We start from the raw sequence: 19,281 nt of genomic DNA on the forward strand, positions 1-19,281 counted from the left end.
GTTTGTGTTAGTGTGAACCAGTGAGGACAGGGTGGACATATATTATTTCCTAAGTGTTATAAGCAATTGCATCTGTTATTTTGGGCGGTAATAGCTTATTCCAGCTGGGTGGGGGGCCAATCCGGGACTTTTTGTGTGCAGGAGGTTCGGTTGCCGGGCGGGACAATATTGGGCAACGGAGGACAATAGAGGACAATATGCGATCAGGCCGGGCCATAATATGCACAACCCGGCTGAAGGTATGGTTCCTGTGGCAAAATTACCTGCAGCATGCAGCAACAATGTTGAAGATCCGTGCAAAGAGTGATAGTGGGGGTTAGGGTGGCGGATAATGGGTGATGAGACATTCCATTCCCTGCTCAGGCGAAGACTTAATACAGCAGTTGACGGAAAAATCCATGCATACCCCTGCCTTGTGAACCATCTGTAAGTCACCAGTAAACCTGGCCTGGAAAAGCCCGTGTGGGGGAATACGTAAAAAATTGAGTGTCTGGCCCGCCCCCAGACCAGGATGGTGGGGCACCACCTCTCCGCCAACTGCAAAGTCCCCCACTCTGGCGCCGTCCGCACCACCAAATCCTCCCGCACCAAAAACCATCCGCACCAGAAAAGAGGTCCGTCGTATGCTCCTCATCGCCGCTATCACCATAATCCTCGCCTTTGCCTTCACGTTTACCAATGGGTTTCAGGATGCTGCCACCGTTGCCGCAACATTCATTGCCTCAGGGTCTGCCACCCCCGGCAGGGTATCCTGATGGTGGCGGGCATGAACTTTCTGGGGGCCATTCTTGGTGGAAGTGCAGTTGCATTCACCCTCTCCGGTCTTCTCACTATCACATCAGGTGTGCTTCTCCTGCAGGTGCTCCTCGCCGCTCTCATTGCGGCAGCAACATGGAATATCGGGGCATGGTACTTCGGGTTTCCCTCCTCTTCCACCCACGCCCTTATCGGGGGGTTGATAGGTGCGGGCATCACCGCGGCAGGCATTGAGAGTGTCTACTGGGGGGTTGCCGAATTTCTGGTGCCTCCGCACGAGATCACCGGCATGGTCAAAGTCATGCTCTTCCTCATTCTCTCCATCGTTCTGGGACTGGTGGGGGGATACCTGATGCGCAGGTGCACCTGGCTTTTGTTTAGGAATGCAAAACGCACCATAAACCGGAGTATTATCCGTGTCAACTGGGTGGCCACGGCAGGGATGGCCTTCTTTAACGGGTCAAACGATGCACAGAAGCAACTGGGCATCATCGCGCTTGTCCTTCTTGCATCCGGGGAATATGCTGCACTCACTGTGCCGTTCTGGGCACGGTTTGCCTGTGCATCCCTCCTCACCGTAGGAACCCTCGGTGGCGGCTGGCGTATCATGAAGACTATCGGAAGCAAAATATTTGCGCTTGAACCCGTCCACTCCCTCGACTCACAGATATCATCCGGGGTGACGCTGGGGCTCTCCACCCTTGCCGGTGCGCCTGTCTCATCCACGCACATCATCACCATGTCTGTCATTGGTGTAGGTGCTGCGGATAACCCCCGGAATGTACGGTGGCATGTCGGGAAGGAACTGTTCATCTCTGTCATCGTCACCATGCCCGGAACGATGGTCATCTCCAGTATCATCCTGATGATTATACAGAATATCTGAATGGTGGAACCATATGGACACAAAAAAGAACAACCCGGAAAAAAACGGGAAAAAACGGAATCTGTTTGGCTCTGTTTTTCCACAGGAATATAACTTTGAAGCAATGCTTGTCGAGCAGGCAGAGATCACTCTCAGCGGCATGGAGATTTTTATCGAGTGGATTCATGAAGATTCTCTGGTTTCGCCTTCCGTACTTATCAGCACCGGAAAGGAAGTGGATCTTGTTCGCTACAGACTGGAAGACAAACTTATGGAGGCTTTTTCCACGCCGTTTAATCGGCAGGATATCTATACTCTCTCCCGGAATATCGATTATATCCTGAATTATGCTGTTGACACCGCCCGCGAGATGCATGCCTTTGATGTCAGTCCCGATGACCCTATTCGTGAGATGTCAGAAAATCTGCTGTATGGCACCCGACAGGTGGTGGAGGGGACACGATCTCTGGGCACAGATAAGGAAAAAGTTGAAGAATGCATCAGAAAAGGGCGAACATATGTCCATACCATAGAGGATTGTTACATCGCCTGTATGGCAGACCTCTTCCGAACGGACGATGCGATGAATGCCATGAAAAAACGGGAAATCTATCACCATCTCCGGGATGGAGGGAAAGCTCTGAGAATGACGCTCTATATCATGCACAAGGCAGTGGTCGGACTTGCATAACGGTTTTCTTTGTGGCAGATTTTCTCTCTGGTATCTGTCTTAGAGCAAATTGAGCCGCATGCCGGGTATGGACACATCCGTTTGCTCCCATTTAGAATGGTAATCCGGGCCTGTTTGGCCGTTTTTTAGCTCATCCGGTGTTGTTGTCCTTCCTCTCACCTGTCACCCGGAAAAAACAGATTCACAGCATTTTTCCCCATTGATGACAAGACATTCATTTCAGATATGGCTCAGGTATCGTATGTTTGTCCCTCCCTCAGGCAGAAGACGGATCCCTTTCGTGGGGAACTTGCCACCCGATGGGAAGAGGCCACCCGGAATGGGTGTTCCTATTGTGAGATAACCGCAGGGTTTGTCGGTAGTGTAGCAGAAGAAGAGGCAACGGGCCTTCCGATGCATGCGATGCTGACACCTGCTGCCATTCCTTCTCTCTACGGTGAAGGGCTTCGTCTTCCGGAAGGTATTCGGTACCTGTTAAATACAGAATATTCATTTCCGCACACCGACCGGTTTGGCAAACGCCACCCGGCGGCCCCTCTCCGGTGGGACGACCGTGTCTGGCTGACGGAATTTGTCGAGATGCTGGTATTCATCTCTGATCATCTGGGACAGCCGGCTGACGTGATTGTCATCCATCCCGGAAAGGCAAAGGAAGTAACCTTCTCCGGGATGGCACGGGCGATGCGGTATATCCGGGATGCGTATGCAGATGCCTGCACCACTGTTCCTGCGGTGTTGCTTCAAAACGGGTATCCCTCGCTGATACAGTCGGGAGCGGATATCCGTGAATTCTGGATTACAATGCAGGCGCAGGTGCCGGAGTGCTGCGATACCTGTGGTGTTCTTCTGGACACATCCGCCCTTGCAACCGCCGCCCATCATGCAAAAACCCCTCTTTCCACACACCTCGCACCGCTCCCCGCAGATTCCCTGAAAGGCTTTTTTCTGCGGCCAGTTGTCGGAGGAGAGGATGATGGGATTCCCTGGGAGAGTCTATTCCGGGGGATACATATGCTGCCGCATGACGCTCTTATTATCCCCGATATCCGTCACCCGGATGAGACTGAGGAGATGCTTGCACGCTGCCGGGCAGGCCTCACTCCCCGTCCGGAAGAGTGATGCAGAAATTTCATAATATTTATCCCGGCACAAACTCAAGTCCTCATATCATGAATATTAACGCCAAACTCCGCTGGTCCGCGGCGGCAGCCATACTTCTTCTTCTCTGTCTTCCCATCCCGGTATTCGCTGCCGGTACCTGGGTAACGGAAACCATCTCATCGTCAGATACCGGACCCGGTGCAGCCGATATCTCCGGTTCCAATGTAGTTTATGACGTGTTATACAACGAAGCAATTAACTATTCTACGCCATGGCCATGGGGGGTTCTGCTGTATGATGCAGATGCCGGCACGACAACCTCTCTTGCATATGTGTCCGGCACGGACAGGACGTTCCTCGGGGGTGTTCAGACTGCAGGGGATGCAGTTGTCTGGTTTGAGGATGCAGGGGATGCATTTGTCTTGTTTGAGGATGCATCTGCATTGGACATAAACAATTCAGTCTTTCTCTACTCTCTTTCTACCGGCACAAACATGTCCATCCGATCGTCTCCAGAGGCACGATGGCCAAAGACAGACGGCAGTCGGGTCGTCTGGTCAGAGATCGATGACGAGACCGAAACCTCTACTCTTTTGATCTATGATATTGCGGCACAGACGACAGATATTCTACCCATGGATCCGTGGGACGCGTCATCTGTTGTCCTTGACAGTGATACCATTGCTTTCGTGGATGTAAACACATCAGCCCTCGTCCTGTATGACATTCCCTCCCGGAAGAGAACAGTGGTATCTGTCCCCATCCGTACCAATACAACATTTAGGCATATCCATGGCTATGCCATGGCGGGGGACGTGCTCCTCTATAATACCCTGACAGTCGAGGATTCCCCAAAACGGAGTTTCAATACTCTGACCTGGTATTCCATTAAAGAACAGACAAACGTAACACTCAGTCCTGTCACCGGACTGCCGGTGGAAAACCTCACTGAAGATGACAAGGCAGCAACCTTTCGTATGAATGCCCTCTTTACAGACGGGAATACCCTTGGCTGGGCGCTTGAGACGGGGATATCAGAGTCTGATTTCATTACCGTGAATGCAGAGACGGGGGCTGTCTCCCATCTCAAAATTGACGGTGATGTCGCATTTCCGTCCATTGACGGCAATCGGGCAGTATGGGTGCAGTCAAAAATGCTGAAGGATTCTCATCTCGTTCTCGCAACATGGCAGGGTCCTGCAGAAGATGAACCACCAGAAACAGCAGTTCCTGAAACGACATCCACTCCCGGATTTGGCATTCTCTGTGCAGCAGGCGCCCTTGCAGTGGGTGTCCTGTCGTTTGGCAAAAAGAGATAACCTGACATTTTTATCCTCAATCCCTATTTTCATCCGTTTCCCTGCTCTTTTTGATATGTGGTTTGAGGAACTGTTCCGGCACATTCACCCTGTGTCATGATTTCGTATCACCTGCCAGAGACTGTTCTGCTGGTATGAATGACAGCATGGTTAAAAAAAGCGAAAAAATTGTGTATATAATTGCATTATTGTTTTTCATCGCTTCTTTGTCGTATATAAGGCAAAATCCACCCCAAAACGGCCGCCCCCACAAGGAGCACAACCCCGACGAGGAGTATTTGCCAGTCAAGCTGAAAGAGGAAGAAGAGGCATGTCACAACTCCAAGGACTGCAGGGATGGGCACATTCCTGACAGCCACGGGAACCCGGTACGGTCGGGGTGCGTCCGGCATTGTCTGCCGGAGCCTGATAACGGCGGCATTGATGACAATAAATGTGATGAAAAGCGTGAAATTTGCGATGAGTGCCACATCCCGGATATTTCCCGGCAAAAGGAAGAGTATCGAAACGAAGGCCGCACCAACAATGGCCACAACCGGTGTCCGCCTTCCCGGGTGTACATATGCGATAGCGGCAGGTAACGTATTCTTCTTTGCCATGCCGTAGAAAATCCGGGATGAGGCGAGAAGCATCAGAAGGGCGGTATTTGCCGTTGCAAAGAGAGCAATGATCGTAAAAATCAGATAACCACCGGTGAATGCCTGACCAGCAATCTCAGCGAAGGGATTTGGTGATCCGGCAATGGCTTCAGCACCCCCGATACTTACAACCGATATCGAGACGGCGATATAGAGGAGAATTGTGATTCCGATTGCCACAAGAAGGGCCATGGGAATGGTTTTTTCCGGTTGGACAGTCTCATCTGAAAGTTTGACTATCTCCTCAAATCCCTGATATGCAAAGAAGATGAGGGCTGCTGCGGCAAAGATGCCGGGAATCCCTTCCGGTGCAGCAAAATAATCAACCGACCCGATATACGGCAGACCAATAATGATGATGCCGATGAGACCCCCTGCCTCAATCAGGGTGAAGACGATGGCAAATATCGCTGAATGCCGGATGCCAGCCAGAAGAATGATGGTAAGCACAATCAGGAGAGCGATTGCCGCAGGAAGGACAGGAGCACCCGTCCATGCGGAAAAATAGCCGGCAAAACCGAGGGATACCGTTGCAGCACCCACAATCCCCGAGAGTATCACCATGATGCCGATGACAAACGCAATCTCATTTCCGAAGGGATGGCGGGAATATTCATATTCTGCGCTTGCTCCGGGGAACATGGATGAGAGTTCCATGTAGGAAAGCCCGGTGAAAGATGCAATAAGTGCAGCGAGAATAAAGGATATCCAGAGGGCATTGCCTGCTTCTGCTGCTGCAACACCTATCAGTGCGTAGATACCTGCACCTAAGATCACCCCGACGCCGGAGATGACAACTTCCGGAAATGTCAGGGTACGCCGAAGGGATGGGTTTTTGTCAGGTGCCATATGTGCTCAGAATGTGGATTGACGGCAGGGGTAATATGTTCGCCGGTGCCTCATCTCACTCAGAAATTGAGAAACAGGGTTCCAGAAGATCTCTTTTTTGAATGGTGTTTTGGACTGGTTGTCTCTGTGTATCTGTGTATATATGCCTGATTTTCTGTGGGAACTGGTGAACGTGTCTGTTTTGTAATGAATTTCCCAAAAATAATATGCATAGAGAGAATTTCAGGATGTCATAATGTCATGCATTATATATTGAAAATAAGGCTTGAATTAAATATTGTGCACTTTTTGAAAATCCCGTATGGTGGCGGAATTCTTTATTAAAAGGTTTTTTGCATGTTTCACTGATTGCATGCTGGCATATTACTATATGTTTGGAGGAGCATCCTACTCTACGGTTTTTTTGAAACCATGGGGGTTGAAGAGATGAATATTTTTAGATGCGAGATGTGTCCAAAACCATGCACCATAACAACGCTGGATGAAAAATCTCCGGTTTTCTGTCCGGTCACAGGGGAGATGGCAGAATGGAAACAGGTCAATGGGCGTGTGTCACGGAAGGTGCCGCTTGTTGGCGGGGCAGGAGAAGAGGCAATATCCTGAAAACATAAATCTTCTTTTTTTGTCCGGTATGCTGAGTATGGTTGTCCCTGTATGCATTAATCAGAAGTGCTGGAAAAAAGGGGATACGTTCTGTGTTTTTATCACAATAGATGTTACATAAAATCAGCGAGGCCCATCTGGATCTCTTTTTCCTCACCAAATGTTGAGAGAAGATACATATCCAGCATCTCGATGCGCTGACGGGTATACTCTGAGATGTCGTATTCATTGCAAATCTTTCGTGACATATCGACGTATTTTTTTACAGACCCTTCATGAACGGTCTGGATAATCTTTCCGCCGCACCGGCATTTCCCTGCCATTGGCATCCTGCGGTATTTGGCATTACATTTCGGGCACCGGAGTTTCTGGCGTGAAAATGCGTTGAGATTGCCCTGCAAATCCGGGATGAAATGGGTTTTGAGTACCCGTTCTGCGACATCATCCACATCCACCGCCCGGATAATTTTACCAAGATCAAATTCTGCTTCCAGTTTGTCAGACATAGTGGTGAGTGTGGTATAGGTGGACAGAAGCGGCCCTGCTGAAATATTGCTCGTATCGTGCGTGAAGCCCACCCCTTCATACTGCCCGGGTGTGCCCAACCGGTTTCCCAGATGGTCAATAATCTTTGCGAGCTCTTTTGGATGGCGGTATTCCAGTGCTGCTTCATAGAGTTCAATCGGATATGATCGGCAGGCATCAACGTTGTGTGATTCACCGTCAACTTCGGCAGGGTCCAGTTTGGAGGTCAGGACAAGCGGTGCATCCATTGACCCGCCACGTGTTTCCGGCAGAAACGCCCGTGAGAAGTTTAAGAGACCGTCCATGAGGAGCATCACACAGTCTTCATCACCATCACACTGGCCGGTAAAGATACCGTTTGCAGCGAGGGTGTGATCAACTGCCACCGTCAGGCAGTAGACATATTCATCCAAATTCGGGATGTATTCTTTTGTCTGAATGGTATCTGTGATCATCATCTGCCCATCAAATACCGGGACCGTGTCGCCTTCCTTTAGTTCCATTGCACGGATCTTCCGTTGGTAGGCGAGGTCAGACACAAGCATTGCGTGGTCCGGGGTGACGGTCACCTGCTTTCCCCGGCAGGTGGTGAACCGGATCAGGTGTTCCGGTGCCTGGTGAACAGAGACTGAGGTAACCTGACGGAGGTGTATCATCCCGTTTGTGTCAAGTGCATGCACCCAGAATGATGCCTTCGGGTCAGAGTAATACGTGCCCACCTGGTCCAGTTCGGGCCGTTCCAGATCAAAGTTTTCAACCACAAAGTGCCCGATGGGAAGGCTGCGCCATTCTGCACCGTCAAATACCTCAATCATTGTATCTGCTGCAAAACAATTACGGCGCTTTGCTGCATGGAAATATGGGTGGGCATACCCCACGGGGGCCTTTGAAACGCCGATAACACGGGCAAGCACTCCCGCACTGGTATGTGGTGCAAGGCCCATCACCAGCTGTCCGATGATATCATCCTGTGTTTTTGCATTGTAATACGGGGGGAGGCCGTAGAGTTTCTCCAGCATCTCATCAATGAATTTTGAGACCCGCAACAGCCATCCGACACAGTCCTCAGAGACAAGGATATCCTGTGCCCGTATCTCCAGAATCTGGTCCGGGCGGGTGAGGGGCACCCCGTCAATATCCTTTGGGTATCCGAGTTCAACAAGTCGTTCGACGCTGACCCCTACTTCATCCGGCCGGATATGAGTGAGAGGCAGGTCAATCATATCATAGCGCAGGGTGCCGTCCTTAAAGACATACAAGTTGTTTTTTTGCCGGAGAATCCCTTTTTCAATGGGTTCGACGGGCCGCTCCTTTGAAATAAGCCCGCGGACACCTTTCAGGAGTTCGACATCGCCCGGGCGCATCCCAAGTGCAGTAAGGGCGTTTGTATACTCTGTCTTGATATTGATCTCTACTTTTTGCTGACAGACGCCATCTGCGCCGCATACCGGGCAGGTAACCTCTCCATTGAGGTCACGCTTGCAGCGTGGGCAGCTAAAGACAGCATCTGTGTGTGTGCCACATTCACTACAGATGCACTTATAGGTCTCCTGCCCACAGGAGGGACAGCGTCTCCGACCGACATCAGCCTGGATGGTATCGCTCTGGTTGTTTTTCCCTTTTATGACTCCCTGGAAAGAACGGCGTGACCCTCCTTCATCCCCGACAGGAAAGATGACATGGGGTGGAGGACGCATCTCGCGTGCTTTTGATTTCCCGGGTCTCCCCATCCTGCCACCGATACGGATGCCCGCACGGGACCGCATCTGTATTCCTGAAAGGTACATGGCAAGGGAGAGGCCATCGGTTTCCGGTGCTGTCTCCCATTCTTTGCGTTTTTTCAGATCTGCAGTGAGGCCGAGGCATGCACAGAGTGCCTTTGGGGCAGGTATGAGAATGGTTCCGTCTTTTACGGTATGAGGGACCAGGAGAATTTCCAGGTGCCGCTTCTCCGGCGCATCCGCAGGCAGGGTAAGGCCTTTGGGGGTAATGCTTCCTGAGGCTGCCACCCAGTCTGCGAGGGCACGAATGTCTGTCGCGGTGATATCGTCCCAGACATAGGTATATGCAGGGTGGAGGTAGCCTCCTGCACATGCCATTTCGATTGCCTCCGTTTCGTCTGCCGGGGTGTGCGTGCCACCGTCCAGTCTCCACCACTCTTCGCAGTAGGTTGGTGGTATGAGTGGGTGATTATTCTCCAGAAATTCTCCGTATGATACCAGCATCTCCCCGACATCAAGGATCTCCTCTACCTGGCTCATCAGGCGGAGAGCAGTTTCTACGTCGTCAATGCGCAGGACACTCCCGTCGGTGAGTTTTACGGTCGGCCCTTCGATGCTGTCAACCGGCACAACTCCCGCTGCCTTGCCCGGTCGTTCCACCTTCATCTGGGTACCGACGGCAAGGAAGTTTCCGAGGAGGTGCAGGGTGGCCGGACTGAACCCTGCTGCCGCAAACCCGGTGTTGCGTGACCGACCGTAGCGGAGGCGGAATCCTCCTGGCCTCATGGGGTATGAGAAGACCGGCCGGCCCGCAATCAGGTCACGGATGTATTTATCCTTTGGTTTGACACCGGGTTTCTTATCCTCACCGTCTTCGTCATCATCCTTGCTTTTTGATGCCCCTGAGATGATGGTGTCCAGGAAGTCCCAGCCTTCCATGTGCACCTTATCGACGGTCTTTTTTATTTTCGGTGCCTTGAGGGCAAGCCCCTCTGCCACAACGAGTGCCATACCGCCCCGGACGGTGTTGGTCTCTATTCGTTCAAGGTTACGGTATCCGGAGACTTCCACCCGTTCGGTCGGTTCCCCGTCCACACAGACCGGGCAGTTTCGTATAATTACCCTGAGTTCATCGTCAGACGGGAGGTATTGGAGAGATGCCTGACTGTTATATTTCTTCACCTCTTCAACGTAACGTTCGACCTCTTCTTTGCGGGGAATATACGCAGCCATTCCGAGACCACGCCTCACATAGTCCCCGACAAGAACAGAAAGTGCCTGAGCGGTTCCTCCGGCACTCCGGATAGGACCTGCATAATATATCTTCAGGTAATCGGTACCGTCATCGTTTTTACCGATACCCACCTTGGCAATTCCTTCGGTGGGTGCTGCTACGACTCCTTCTGTGAGAAGGGCCATCGAGGTCCGGATAGCATGGTCCAGCGTCTCCTCGCGTGTGGTTTCCCCGAACATATGTGCGATGAAGTCGTCACCAATCTTCAGTGCCACCTCTTCACGCGGCATGGTAACGGCGAGTTCACGCAGCCGGGCAGCTACCCCTTTATAGCCAAGGAGGGCTTCAACCCTGTCGGCGAGATCGTTTGCCACCGGAATTTCCACTGTAGTCCGCGGGTCAATCCCCTTTGCCCGCGCCTCATTGGCGACCCCAATTGCCTCTTTGAGCTTGGCATCAAGCCCGGCAAAGTAAGCTTCCATCTCCGGTGATGCATGCATGTGATGTGGTCTCTCCCGGAGACTCATTATCATTTGTGTTCATGCCGGGGGACTTCGTTATCTTCATCTGTATGGGTGCCATAGAAATGGTATATACAGGCAGGCGCTGGTATCATCCCGCTGCCTCCGGAGAGATATCTGTTATGTTTAATGTCCGTGCATTCTGCCTTGGAAAGGCGCATGAAGAAGTGATAAAAACCATCGTGCGAAAAGGGAATTTTCTCGTCACTGAAGACGGTGAAAAGACACTGGAACTGCCGGAACCCTTCAATATTCACGTGGGCACCCCATTCGCAGATTACATGGTAAGCCCCCATAACATGTTCGGCGAACGGGCGATGCAGCAGTATGTGCATGATCTCATTGAGGGCACAGATAGTGATTTTGTCTATACGTACCATGACCGTCTCTTTGACTATCCCCGGCGTGATGATGCCGGAAACCCGCGCGGTGATGGTCACGGGGATGGCATCGATCAGGTGGCATATATCATTGAAAAACTCAGGTCAGACCCTTCATCCCGGCGGGCAGAGGGTATTACCTGGTATCCGGAGTATGATGATGGTTCCAAAAATCCTCCCTGCCTCCAGCGTATTCAGTGTCTGGTGCGGGATGGTGTCCTCAATATGCATGTTGAGTTCCGGTCAAATGACATGCTCTCTGCACTCGGTGCAAACATGTACGCACTGGCTCATCTGCAAAAGCACATCGCAGATGCTCTTGGTCTTCATGTTGGCTGGTATTCCCACACCTCAGTCTCGGCGCATATCTATTATGTACGTGACCACGAAGAGCTGATGAAATACGTGAACGGTCTGGGACTTGCAGATACGATAAAAAAACTGGATAATAGTGCCTATATCAAAATTTAGGCATCATCATTCATCATTGAGTGTGCGAGGGCTTCTGTTCCCTCTCCGCCCATCCGGTACAGGGCCATCTTTGCACAACTCCTGCGCAGGCCATCTGAATCTTCTATGAGTGTCACCAACCGCTTTATTGCCGGTTCACCCATCCGCCCGAGAGCGAGAGCAGAAAATCCCCTGACCTGTGCCTCTTCGTCACCTAAGAGTTCGATGAGTGGTTCAAGGGCTAATTCCCCCATCTCTCCGAGTGCTGCTGCTGCATACTTGGCGGTGTCCGTGTCTTCTGAAACAGTCAGAAGATAGATAAGTGAATCAATGGCAGGTTCCCCTATCATTCCAAGGGCCCGTGCCAGGTACCACCGGACGTCATTGTCATCTGCGGTGATGAGTGCACCAACGAGTGGGTCTACCGCCTCACTGCCACAGGCTGCAACAGTTTTGACTGCTTCACGACGTGCTTTTACATCTCCTGTCCTGATTGTCTCGATGCATCCCTCAATTTCATCCATATCTCCCATATTATCATACTGTTTCACAGGAACAGGTATCAGTTATTCGGTGTGGAGCAGGAAATCAAATATATTATCTGTGAAGTCCCCCAAACTCACCCACAGAGGTGTACCATGGAGAGTGAAGCTACAGAAGCCCTGCAGCGGACGGTCAGGCTCATCGTTACCGGGCGGGTTCAGCATGTCGGATTTCGCTCCTGTGTAAAAAAAACGGCACAGAATCTGACGGTCACAGGGGTTGTGATGAACATACCTGATGGGACGGTTGCTGTCTATGCCACAGCTGAACCCGTTATTCTCGAAAAATTTATATCACTTCTCTATTCCTGTCCTCGTGCTGTTGTCCGTGATCTTCAGATCACAGAAGAACGTCTCCGTGAGTTTGACGGGTTTTCTATCGTATTTCCGGAATAATCTGGCATACATTTATACACACCCCGGGTGCTGTTTCATTATTAGATGGAGATGCCCGTCGTTTTTTTAAATCAGATGATTTTATCCCAATCCAGGGAATTGGATGAGGGTGTCGGTTATTTTTCTTCGCACTCTTCCCATCTCTATTCTGTGGGAGCAATGGTTTTGTCAGGATTATGCACCCGGGGAGACAGGTGGAGAAGGGAAAAAAAAGAATGTCCGGATATATTTCTTCAGAAGATGATAACCCCATTATCGGGATTGTAATACTGAATCATTTTGGATTCCTGAAATCTGGTATGCAAGGAAAAATGGTCCTTCTTCCATCACTGCCTGGGAAAGGGAAAGCACATTGTCATCAATAATTTCCTGATTTATCGAAGCACGGAGGGCAGCAATGAGAGCGTCTATGACCTCTTCATTGAGATGGCAGCGTTTTGTGCTGACCTCATACCTGCCGTTAATCAGGCCCGCACGTGCAATGGAGAAGACCGCTGCATCCACCATCGTCGTCTTCAGAGGATCGATGAGATCGGTTACCAGTGACCGTTCTCCTTCCCGCAATAATCCATGATCCGGATCAAGATATGCGCCAATGACAGAGACGATAACATTGCCGAAGAGCATGGCGTACCCCAGAGAGAGCATAGCGTTAACAGGGTCCTGGTGAGGCTGGTTCGTCCGGCGGCGGAACCCGAGTTCCGGAGGGAGGCTGCGTGCCATGATCTCAAAATACATGTCGCCGGCGAGTTTATGCACACGGCGGAGTTCGTCCATGGTGATGAGGTTTTCTAATTCTGAGAGGATATTATGCAGGATTTCCTGTTCTCCCTTATAGAACAGAGTTTCCCCTAACTGGTTCTCTGTACGCTCAATTGCAAGAAGTCGTGATTTCAGGGTAGTCTGGACAATTACCCGGGCAAAGGTATGGGGCATGTGTGTCCGCTGCGCTTCCCGTATTTCAGACCCCGCGTCACTGCCAAAAGGGTTGAGCATGCCGACAGGTGTCCCGTCCGCATCAAAGAATGATATGGATGAACCCTGTCGCAGCAGGCGTGTCACCGCAGAGGTATGGATATTGTGCCCTCCCACAAGAAGCAGGTGCCGTACTGATGGAAGCGGGAACTCCTTCTGTTCGCCCTTGTAGAGAATACTGAGTGTTGTTCCGGTTGACTTGATGTGGGCGCCGAAACCCGCCACAACATGCCAGGAGTGTTCGCTTGTCATATATGCACACAATAGATTAGTAATCAGGTACTCCTTCTATCAGTACATTAATTCATCGTTTGCATTCTTGGGCAGGATGGGCTGCCACATTGCGTGGTGAAACAACATTTTCAAAAAAACGTCCCATAAATGCCGAAGATTAGCTGTTTTGAGTTGATTTTCTCTTAATTTAAAGGAGAATATATATATTATTCGTATGCACTACATGAACTATGGAATTTGAACAAACAGAAATGATGGTTTCCGGAGATGAACTGATCTCCGCTGCCTGGTGGGTTTTTATCATCCAGGGTCTTTTCGGAATCATTCTTGGTGGACTTGCGATGCTCTTCCCTGTGTTCATCGTTGACTTACTTGCAATAATGCTGGGAATTATCATCGTGCTCTACAGTCTGTCCATAATTGTCCAGTCGATTGTGAGCAAAGACTCCGGCGGGCGAAAAATTCTGATGATCATTCTGGGAATTGTTGGTGTCATCATCGGTGTCCTTGCACTGATGAATACGATGGTCCTTGGTCTGACTATTGCCTTTATGCTCGGCTTTTGGGCGTTTATTTCAGGATTTAGTTCTCTCTATACGGCATTTACCGCAACTGAATTCCACTGGTTCAGGATTCTCTTCTTTATCATAGGAATTCTCTTCATTGCGTTCGGCATGTATGTCATCATCTATCCGCTTGCCCTGACAGCGGCGTTTATCTGGGTGATGGGTCTGTTTGCCCTTCTCATCGGTATTGCAACAATAATTCTTGGATTCATCATGCAGTCTCAGATGAAGAAGGCTCTGAACGAATCCGGGATGTAACGGGACATACCCATACAATTCCAAATATCTGGTGTGCTATGCTACGGCATAGCAATCTTTTTTCAGATCATCGCTGCATAAGTTATAGTATTATTATTCCGGGTGCTGCTGCGCTTTTTGGGATATACAATATTCGGGTGGTGTGATATGGACATATCCAGTGCCCGGCCCGGCAAAATTCGTTGGTTGTCATAATGAAATACTGGAACAGAGAGATGGAGGTTCTGAAGGGAGATGCTCTGCATTCCCTTCAGGCAAAACGGCTGAGATGGACCGTTGAGCAGGCAGGTAAAGTTCCGTTCTATCGGAAGATGCTGCAGGAGGCAGGGGTTCGTCCTGAAGATATCAGAACGGTTGATGATGTGCAGAAACTGCCTTTTACCCGGAAGACAGACCTGCAGGGCGGTTATCCGTTCGGGTTCTTTGCGGTTCCGATGAAGGAGGTCGTGCGGATTCACACAACGTCCGGGACAACAGGGAAACCGACGGTAGTGGGATACACCCGTCAGGACCTTGATAACTGGTCTGAACTTATCGCACGGAACCTGACAATGATTGGCCTCACTGATGAGGATGTCTTTCAGAATGCGGTGAATTATGGCCTCTTTACCGGAGGACTCGGGTTCCACTACGGTGCAGAGAAGGTCGGGATGACGGTCATACCGAGTGCCACCGGAAATACCCGCCGCCAGATTGAGATGATTGATGACTTTGGGGTGACAGCCATCCACTGCACCCCGAGTTATGCGATGCACATCGCAGAAGTGGCCGAGAAGGAAGGAACCACACTTCCCACGCTCGCAACCGGCATATTTGGTGCAGAACCCTGGTCTGATAATATGCGACGTGTCCTCGAGGGAAAACTCGGGGTAACTGCGTATGATTCATACGGCATGTCTGAGATGTACGGGCCGGGTGCGGCGTTTGAATGCCCGGAGCGAAATGGTCTCCACATCTGGCATGATATGTATCTTTCAGAAATAATTGATCCGAAGACCGGAGAGGTCCTTGAACCTGGGGAACGTGGTGAACTGGTGGTAACGCCGCTCGTGAAAGAAGCGATGCCCCTTCTGCGCTACCGGACGGGTGACATCACGATGTTTCTGGAAGAAGAATGCCCCTGTGGTCGCGGGATGAAGATTGCCCGCCTGCACGGGAGAAGTGATGATATGCTTGTGATACGGGGTATCAATGTTTTCCCGTCCCAGATTGAGCATGTCCTTCGCTCAGTGCCTGAGGTCGGCGATGAGTTCCTTGTCTATGTGGACCGTGTGAACCACCTGGATGAGATGACAATTGAAGTCGAGATGAACCGCAGTGCATTCCGCGGTGAACTCGAAGACCTGACCCGGACACAGAACCGGGTGGTGGCAGCATTAAAAGAGGCTCTCAACCTTCGTACCCGTGTTCAACTGGTAGAACCTGAATCCCTGCCCCGCTATGAGGGGAAGGCAAAACGGGTTATTGACCGGAGAGGTGATGACATATGATCACATGGGACCCGAATATGGAGATGATGCCGGAGGCTGAACTGAAGAAGATGCAGTTTAAACTCCTGAAGATGCTGGTCTACCGGTTGTACTCGTTCTCAAACTTCTATCACGAGAGGATGGATGCACATGGTGTCCACCCGGATGATATCACCCGTCTGGAGGATGTTGTCAAACTTCCCTTTATGGTCAAATCCGATCTGCGTGACAATTACCCTGACAAAATATTCACGGCAACCCCGGAAGAGTTGGTGCGTTACCATGTTTCATCAGGAACAACCGGAAAGCCGACGGTGGTGGGATACACCAAAAACGATCTCGATAACTGGACTGAGTCACTGGCCCGTGCCCTCACTTCATGCGGTGTCGGCCGTGGTGACGTGGTGCAGGTAGCGTATGGCTATGGCCTTTTTACCGGCGGTCTTGGTCTGCACTATGGGGCAGAACGCATTGGTGCTACGGTGGTCCCGGCGTCGGTGGGCAATACCGAACGGCAACTGGAACTGATGCAGGATTTGCGGGTTACTGCTATCTGCTGCACCCCGTCGTATCTGGCACACATTGGTGAGACGGCAAAAAAGCTGGGTATCTCAATTAAAAATGACACCCGTCTGAGGACGGCCATTCTCGGTGCAGAGCCCTGGTCAGATCAGATGCGCCAGCGTATTGAAGAGGAGATGGGCATAAAGGCCTACAACATCTACGGCACCTCTGAACTGTCCGGCCCGATGTTTACCGAATGCAAAGAACAGGATGGGATTCATATGTGGAGTGATCTTGCCTTTGTTGAAATAATCGACCCTGAGACCAGTCAGCCGGTGCCGGATGGAGAGGACGGTGAGATGGTGGTGACCATCCTCCAGAAAGAGGCCCTTCCCATCATCCGGTATCGCACCGGTGATATCACATCGATGAATGTTTCTCCCTGTCCGTGCGGCCGTACGCATCCGCGTATTGCACGCCTCTCCGGGCGGGTGGATGATATGCTCATCATCCGGGGTATCAATGTATTCCCATCGCAGGTGGAGCATACCCTTCTCAGTATCCCTGAAGTATCAGGCTATTTCATGATTGAAGTGGACCGGATAGGTGCTCTTGACAATATGCTCGTCAAAGTGGAGCTTAATCCGGAGGCATTCTCGGATAAAATTAACGATATTCTCGATATCCGCCGCAAGGTCGGACACACGCTTAAGAATATGCTCAACGTAAGTGTTGATGTAGAGATCAGTGAACCGGGGTCACTGCCGCGGTTTGAGGGAAAAGCAAAACGGGTTATTGACAGGAGGGTTCTGTAATGGACGTAACAAAATATACAATCAAACAAATTTCGGTTTTTTCCGAGAACAAACCAGGGAGACTTGCCGCAATCGCAGGTGCCCTGGAGGATGAGGGAATAAACATCCTTGCATTTTCCATTGCCGAGGCAAATGGGTTTGGTGTTGTGCGGGCACTGGTTGACCGTCCGGATGCTGCCTATAAAAAACTCAATGCGATGGGATTCATGGTATCTTTCACCGATGTCATCGCGGTGAAGATGCGTGATGTGCCGGGCGGTCTCTTTGAGATGGCACGCATCCTCTCGGAAGCAGAAATCAATATCGAATATTCGTATGCCTACTCAGGCCGCGAGGCAGCAGTCCTTATTCTCCGGGTTGACCGCGTTGATGCGGCGGTGGAGAAGATTCTCGCACGTGGCGGGACGCTCCTGAGTGCGGATGAGTTTTCTTAAAGTATTTTCCCGAAAATCTATTTTTTTAGCGCTAAACCCATGGTGTGTTGCAGAAATGGCTGAAGACACGCCATGCTCAGGGATGGTCTGCACGGGTGAATGGGTCAGATGAAACTACCGGAATTGCCCCGCCTGAAAATTACCCCGTCACACTGTTGGAATTATCGGGACATACTGTGATGGAGGTGAATAAACGGAGCTGTATATTTTAAACCATACATTTTGGGCAGATTTTATATTATATGGATGAATAATTTACGTAGTAATTGGTAGATATTATGGCAAAAATGCGGTTTACCGTTTCAATATGGGAAGAGGAGGGAGTATATGTATCCAGATGCCAGGAACTGGAAGTTGCCAGTTGTGGGGATTCACCACAGGATGCACTCGATAATATCCAGGAGGCAATTGAGTTATATCTCGAAAATGCCCGTGTCCTTGGTATTATTAAGGATCTTGAACCTTCCCTGACATCCCGTCATAAATTTACATCCGTTCTTGAGGTTGAGGGATGACCAGACTTCCCCTGGTTTCATCTGATACTGTTATTCGTAAATTAAAGAAAGCCGGGTTTGAGATTGCCCCTCGTCAGGGCAAGGGAAGTCACATTGCACTCTACAAAGTGGATGATGACGGAAAAAAGCTATTGGTGATTATCCCTCACCGGGATCCTGTGCCGCGGGGAACGCTGATATCAATTCTTAAACAGGCTAATCTTACAAGAGATGAATTTTCTGAATTGAATTAAATCATTTTTTGCTGCAACGGTGATGGAATATTGCAACCGGCACCGTCATTATCTGTGTCACTTTTATCATCGCTGTTGTTCTCCTCTTCCTTCTCGTTCCCGATTATTTCGGCCAGGAGTCCGTCAAAGGTCTGGCCCGGTTTCTTCAGCTCCGAAAGGGAGGTCCAGACCGGTTCGGAGACGGGAATGCGTTTGGTGGCGGTCATATTCTCCTGTCGGTGACAGAGATATTTATGGGATTGCACGGATGTGATGGATTGCATATATGGATAATATTGGTGGTGTTGCATGTTGTGGGAGGTGGTGCCTGAACGCATCACATAGTCCCGGATAGTCTCAAGCGCTGTGTCATATAAGAACCGCTCATCGGGGCAGTACAGCACCTGGCCCCGCAGTATTTCCTTTAGGACATATAGAGGAAGGTTTCTGAATATATGTCTGTTATACCGTTTATCACAGAAAAGGGAGGGGCCCATAAATTGGAACTTTTTTTTCTCTCTTCACGAGTGCCGATGTAGTGCATGCAGAAAAAAATATCAAAGGTTTCCGTTTCCCGTCCTTTGGCAAATAAACCATGGAGGATGATAAACTGTACATTATCAAATTCTTTAAGGTTCTTCAGTCTTTTGAGTGCATGTCGGATGTATTCCTCCGTTGTTCTCATTCCTACCCCTTCGTAACCAGCGG

21 protein-coding genes are annotated in these 19,281 nt (G+C 50.4%); 15 read left to right on the forward strand and 6 right to left on the reverse strand.

Annotation, left to right across the window (positions count from 1 at the left end):
• Positions 1–316: 316 nt before the first annotated feature.
• Positions 317–634 carry a hypothetical protein gene (locus tag L0665_RS09580; RefSeq protein WP_274925458.1) on the reverse strand — a complete coding sequence of 106 codons (318 nt, stop codon included), beginning with the start codon at positions 632–634 and terminating at the stop codon, positions 317–319.
• Here L0665_RS09580 and L0665_RS09585 point away from each other — a divergent pair.
• The 5 genes from L0665_RS09585 (at position 624) to L0665_RS09605 (ending at position 4,732) form a co-directional block, all read left to right on the forward strand.
• Positions 624–755, forward strand: coding sequence for a hypothetical protein (locus L0665_RS09585; RefSeq protein WP_274925459.1), 132 nt, complete (start codon positions 624–626; stop codon positions 753–755). The genes L0665_RS09580 and L0665_RS09585 overlap by 11 nt on opposite strands.
• Positions 756–766: 11 nt before the next feature.
• Complete coding sequence (locus L0665_RS09590) at positions 767–1,642, forward strand: inorganic phosphate transporter (protein ID WP_274925460.1); 876 nt, start codon at positions 767–769, stop codon at positions 1,640–1,642.
• Between the two features lie 13 nt (positions 1,643–1,655).
• Complete coding sequence (locus tag L0665_RS09595; protein WP_274925461.1) at positions 1,656–2,312, forward strand: DUF47 domain-containing protein; 657 nt, start codon at positions 1,656–1,658, stop codon at positions 2,310–2,312.
• A 225-nt stretch (positions 2,313–2,537) separates the two neighbouring features.
• The gene (locus L0665_RS09600; RefSeq protein ID WP_274925462.1) at positions 2,538–3,431 is read left to right on the forward strand and encodes a hypothetical protein; all 894 of its coding nucleotides are present in this window, start codon (positions 2,538–2,540) and stop codon (positions 3,429–3,431) included.
• 50 nt (positions 3,432–3,481) lie between these two features.
• Positions 3,482–4,732 carry a hypothetical protein gene (locus L0665_RS09605; RefSeq protein WP_274925463.1) on the forward strand — a complete coding sequence of 417 codons (1,251 nt, stop codon included), beginning with the start codon at positions 3,482–3,484 and terminating at the stop codon, positions 4,730–4,732.
• Between the two features lie 185 nt (positions 4,733–4,917).
• On the opposite strand, the gene L0665_RS09610 is transcribed toward L0665_RS09605, so the two are convergent.
• Positions 4,918–6,219: an APC family permease gene (locus tag L0665_RS09610; RefSeq protein ID WP_274925464.1), complete on the reverse strand. Its 1,302-nt coding sequence runs from the start codon at positions 6,217–6,219 to the stop codon at positions 4,918–4,920.
• A 426-nt stretch (positions 6,220–6,645) separates the two neighbouring features.
• Here L0665_RS09610 and L0665_RS09615 point away from each other — a divergent pair, with 426 nt between their 5' ends.
• A complete protein-coding gene (locus L0665_RS09615) occupies positions 6,646–6,822 on the forward strand; it encodes a hypothetical protein (RefSeq protein ID WP_274925465.1) in 177 nt (58 codons plus the stop codon).
• Positions 6,823–6,935: 113 nt separating this feature from the next.
• On the opposite strand, the gene L0665_RS09620 is transcribed toward L0665_RS09615, so the two are convergent.
• The gene (locus L0665_RS09620; protein WP_274925466.1) at positions 6,936–10,802 is read right to left on the reverse strand and encodes a DNA-directed DNA polymerase II large subunit; all 3,867 of its coding nucleotides are present in this window, start codon (positions 10,800–10,802) and stop codon (positions 6,936–6,938) included.
• On the opposite strand from L0665_RS09620, the gene L0665_RS09625 reads away from it, so the two are divergent.
• Positions 10,793–11,674, forward strand: a complete 882-nt coding sequence (locus tag L0665_RS09625; protein WP_274925467.1) for a thymidylate synthase — start codon at positions 10,793–10,795, stop codon at positions 11,672–11,674. The genes L0665_RS09620 and L0665_RS09625 overlap by 10 nt on opposite strands.
• On the opposite strand, the gene L0665_RS09630 is transcribed toward L0665_RS09625, so the two are convergent.
• Complete coding sequence (locus L0665_RS09630; protein WP_274925468.1) at positions 11,671–12,177, reverse strand: HEAT repeat domain-containing protein; 507 nt, start codon at positions 12,175–12,177, stop codon at positions 11,671–11,673. The two genes, L0665_RS09625 and L0665_RS09630, sit on opposite strands and share 4 nt — an antisense overlap.
• Before the next feature lie 114 nt (positions 12,178–12,291).
• On the opposite strand from L0665_RS09630, the gene L0665_RS09635 reads away from it, so the two are divergent.
• Entirely contained in the window at positions 12,292–12,591 is a 300-nt protein-coding gene (locus L0665_RS09635) for an acylphosphatase (protein ID WP_274925469.1), read from the forward strand.
• Positions 12,592–12,636: 45 nt separating this feature from the next.
• Complete coding sequence (locus L0665_RS09640; RefSeq protein WP_274925470.1) at positions 12,637–12,858, forward strand: hypothetical protein; 222 nt, start codon at positions 12,637–12,639, stop codon at positions 12,856–12,858.
• Here the strand turns inward: L0665_RS09640 and cas1 are convergent.
• A complete protein-coding gene (gene cas1, locus L0665_RS09645) occupies positions 12,844–13,818 on the reverse strand; it encodes a CRISPR-associated endonuclease Cas1 (protein WP_274925471.1) in 975 nt (324 codons plus the stop codon). The genes L0665_RS09640 and cas1 overlap by 15 nt on opposite strands.
• A gap of 212 nt (positions 13,819–14,030) precedes the next feature.
• On the opposite strand from cas1, the gene L0665_RS09650 reads away from it, so the two are divergent.
• From L0665_RS09650 to L0665_RS09675, 6 genes are all read left to right on the forward strand, one after another.
• Positions 14,031–14,624 carry an HdeD family acid-resistance protein gene (locus L0665_RS09650; RefSeq protein ID WP_274925472.1) on the forward strand — a complete coding sequence of 198 codons (594 nt, stop codon included), beginning with the start codon at positions 14,031–14,033 and terminating at the stop codon, positions 14,622–14,624.
• A 215-nt stretch (positions 14,625–14,839) separates the two neighbouring features.
• Complete coding sequence (locus L0665_RS09655; protein ID WP_274925473.1) at positions 14,840–16,114, forward strand: phenylacetate--CoA ligase family protein; 1,275 nt, start codon at positions 14,840–14,842, stop codon at positions 16,112–16,114.
• Entirely contained in the window at positions 16,111–17,412 is a 1,302-nt protein-coding gene (locus L0665_RS09660) for a phenylacetate--CoA ligase family protein (protein ID WP_274925474.1), read from the forward strand. Before L0665_RS09655 ends, L0665_RS09660 begins: the two co-directional genes overlap by 4 nt.
• Entirely contained in the window at positions 17,412–17,846 is a 435-nt protein-coding gene (locus L0665_RS09665) for an ACT domain-containing protein (RefSeq protein ID WP_274925475.1), read from the forward strand. Before L0665_RS09660 ends, L0665_RS09665 begins: the two co-directional genes overlap by 1 nt.
• Positions 17,847–18,112: 266 nt before the next feature.
• Positions 18,113–18,361, forward strand: coding sequence for a type II toxin-antitoxin system HicB family antitoxin (locus L0665_RS09670; RefSeq protein WP_274925476.1), 249 nt, complete (start codon positions 18,113–18,115; stop codon positions 18,359–18,361).
• Positions 18,358–18,594, forward strand: coding sequence for a type II toxin-antitoxin system HicA family toxin (locus L0665_RS09675; RefSeq protein ID WP_274925477.1), 237 nt, complete (start codon positions 18,358–18,360; stop codon positions 18,592–18,594). Before L0665_RS09670 ends, L0665_RS09675 begins: the two co-directional genes overlap by 4 nt.
• Here the strand turns inward: L0665_RS09675 and L0665_RS09680 are convergent.
• Positions 18,591–18,977 carry a hypothetical protein gene (locus tag L0665_RS09680; protein ID WP_274925478.1) on the reverse strand — a complete coding sequence of 129 codons (387 nt, stop codon included), beginning with the start codon at positions 18,975–18,977 and terminating at the stop codon, positions 18,591–18,593. The genes L0665_RS09675 and L0665_RS09680 overlap by 4 nt on opposite strands.
• Positions 18,978–19,281: the final 304 nt, after the last annotated feature.

This window comes from Methanogenium marinum (assembly GCF_028912405.1).
In the GTDB taxonomy this organism is placed as follows: Archaea; Halobacteriota; Methanomicrobia; order Methanomicrobiales; family Methanomicrobiaceae; genus Methanogenium; species Methanogenium marinum.